The following is a 2,154-nucleotide window of genomic DNA, read 5'->3' on the forward strand; positions in this document are numbered from 1 at the left end:
ACAGCTTCGCCGGCGCGCTTCAGAACAGCGTCGCCGGCTTGGCGATCATCAGATAGAAGATCGCCAGGAAGCTGAACAGCGCCGGCACGCCCAGCGCGAACCACCAGCGGAAGTACCGCCAGTAGGCCGGCGGCAGCGGCGTTTGCGCGCCGGCCGCGGCCGCTGACACGGTCCGCATCCGCATCTGCAGCCAGACCACCGGCAGCCAGCACGCGATGGCGATCACGTACAGCCCGATCGATACGCGCAGCCACGCCAGCTCCCACGAGAAATTGGCGATGCGCATCAGCATGTAGCCGGTCACCGGCTGCAGGATCGCCGTGCTCGTGGTGAACAGCCAGTCCGCGATCACTACATGGCGCGAGGTCACCGCGACCGCGTGGCTGTCGCGCGTCAGCGTGGCGGCCAGCAGATAGAAGGCGCTGCCCACGCCGGTGCCGAACAGCAGCGTGCTGCCGACGACGTGGATCCATTTGACGATCATGTAGTCCATCGCTTGCGCTCCAGCGTGCCCAGCAGCCACAGCACGGCCAGCATGGGCAGGTTCTTGGTCAGCGGACCATAGGGATGCAGCCAGAACTCGGGCAGCCGCACGCTGATGATCACGGTGTAGCCGAGGATCAGCGCGGCCTGCGCGGCCCAGATCCACGGGAAGCGCCAGCGGGCGGGCGCGAAGCACATCAGCCCCAACAGCAGGTCGAGCCCGGCCGCGCCGTACAGCGCCAGCGGCCGCAGCGCCTGCGGTACGCCGGCGCGCGCGAGCAACGCGTAGCTGTCCTCGACCGGATAGAGGCCGAGCGAGACGATGCCGGTGACGATCCAGACCAGCGCGACGGCGGTGCGCAGGATCGGCAACTGCCAGCCGAGCACGGCCTGCGTGCGGGCCGCCTGGCGCCAGCGCGCCGGCACGAATTGATCGACGGCGCGAGGCGGCCGGCCAAGCAGCCGATGCATCGGCGCCGGATCGCCGGTATTGCCGCGCGCGAGCATCGCCAGCGCATCCTGGTTCAGCGGCAGCCCCGGGGCCAGCCGCGTCATCAGCGGCAGACCGGCCCGAACCAGCGCATCGGGCACCGGCACCACGCGCAGCGGGCCGGGCTGCCCGAGCGTGCTGCGCAATTGGCCGAGATAGTCGCGCAGGGTCAGCGCAGTCGGTCCTACCACAGCGATGCGCCCTTGCGGCCAATCCGTGCGCATTGCGGGGGCCGCGCCGCGATTGCCGGCGGCCATCGTCGCCAGCCGTACGATCGCGGCCACCACGTCGTCCAGATGGACCGGCTGCACGCGCTGCCTGCCGCCCTCGGGCAACGCCAGCAACGGCATCGTCGCCAGCGTGCCGAACATCCGCGCGCTGGTCCCCCCCGGCCCGTAGACCAGCGAGGGCTGCAGGATCGCCGCGGGCATGCCGAGGCCGGCGAGGTAGTCGTCGGCGGCCTTCTTGCTCAGGTGGTACGGCGTGGTGGCCTGCTCGTCGGCGCCCAGCGCCGAGATCTGGATCACCGCCCGCACGTCCGCCTGCGCGCAGGCGGCGAACAGCGCGATCGGCGCGCGCCGGTGCAACAGCTCGAAGGTCTGCGCGCCGCGCTCGGCGAAGATGCCGACCGCATTGACGACGACGTCCACGCCGTCGAGCAGCGGCAGCCATGCCTGCGCGTCGGTCAGCGCGCCGAAATCGACGGCACGGAATTCGCATGAGCTGAGGTCGCGCGCGGCCTTCGCCGGATCGCGCACGCCGCAGAGGACCCGGCAGCCGGCGCGTGCCAGCGCCGCGGCGATCGCGGCGCCGATGAACCCGCTGGCGCCGGTCAGCAGCACCGTGGGACGCGCGGTGCCGCCGGTTGCCGCCTCCCGCTCCAAGGAACCGACATGAGCGCCATCCAGGATTTCGTCGGCCGCAGCCTGGTCTCCGGCACCAGCGCCAGCGCGCTGTCCACCATCGCCCTGGCCTGCGGCGGCCATTTCGATTGCCGCAACACGCTGGCGCCGGTCAATGCGGTCAGCCACTGGGTCTGGGGCGATCGCGCGATCCATGCCAATGGTCCGGCATGGCGCTATACCGCGGTGGGATACGTGATCCATCATGCGATGTCGGTATTCTGGGCCGCGTTCTACGAAGCGTGGGTGGGGCGCTCGCCGCAGCGGCGGCGAGCGCCC

2 protein-coding genes and 1 pseudogene are annotated in these 2,154 nt (G+C 71.0%); 1 reads left to right on the forward strand and 2 read right to left on the reverse strand.

The window, feature by feature from the left end; translation table 11 throughout:
* Positions 1-19 precede the first annotated feature (19 nt).
* Both B551_RS16740 and B551_RS16745 read right to left on the reverse strand, forming a co-directional pair.
* Entirely contained in the window at positions 20-493 is a 474-nt protein-coding gene (locus tag B551_RS16740; protein WP_006579860.1) for a DUF2269 domain-containing protein, read from the reverse strand.
* Positions 481-1,857, reverse strand: coding sequence for an SDR family oxidoreductase (locus B551_RS16745; RefSeq protein WP_253281371.1), 1,377 nt, complete (start codon positions 1,855-1,857; stop codon positions 481-483). Before B551_RS16745 ends, B551_RS16740 begins: the two co-directional genes overlap by 13 nt.
* Positions 1,858-1,866: 9 nt before the next feature.
* Between B551_RS16745 and B551_RS26160 the strand changes: the two are divergent.
* Positions 1,867-2,154 (forward strand): annotated as a pseudogene (locus tag B551_RS26160) (hypothetical protein); the annotation flags it as partial.

It is taken from the genome of Cupriavidus sp. HPC(L) (assembly GCF_000307735.3).
Classification (GTDB): Bacteria; Pseudomonadota; Gammaproteobacteria; order Burkholderiales; family Burkholderiaceae; genus Cupriavidus.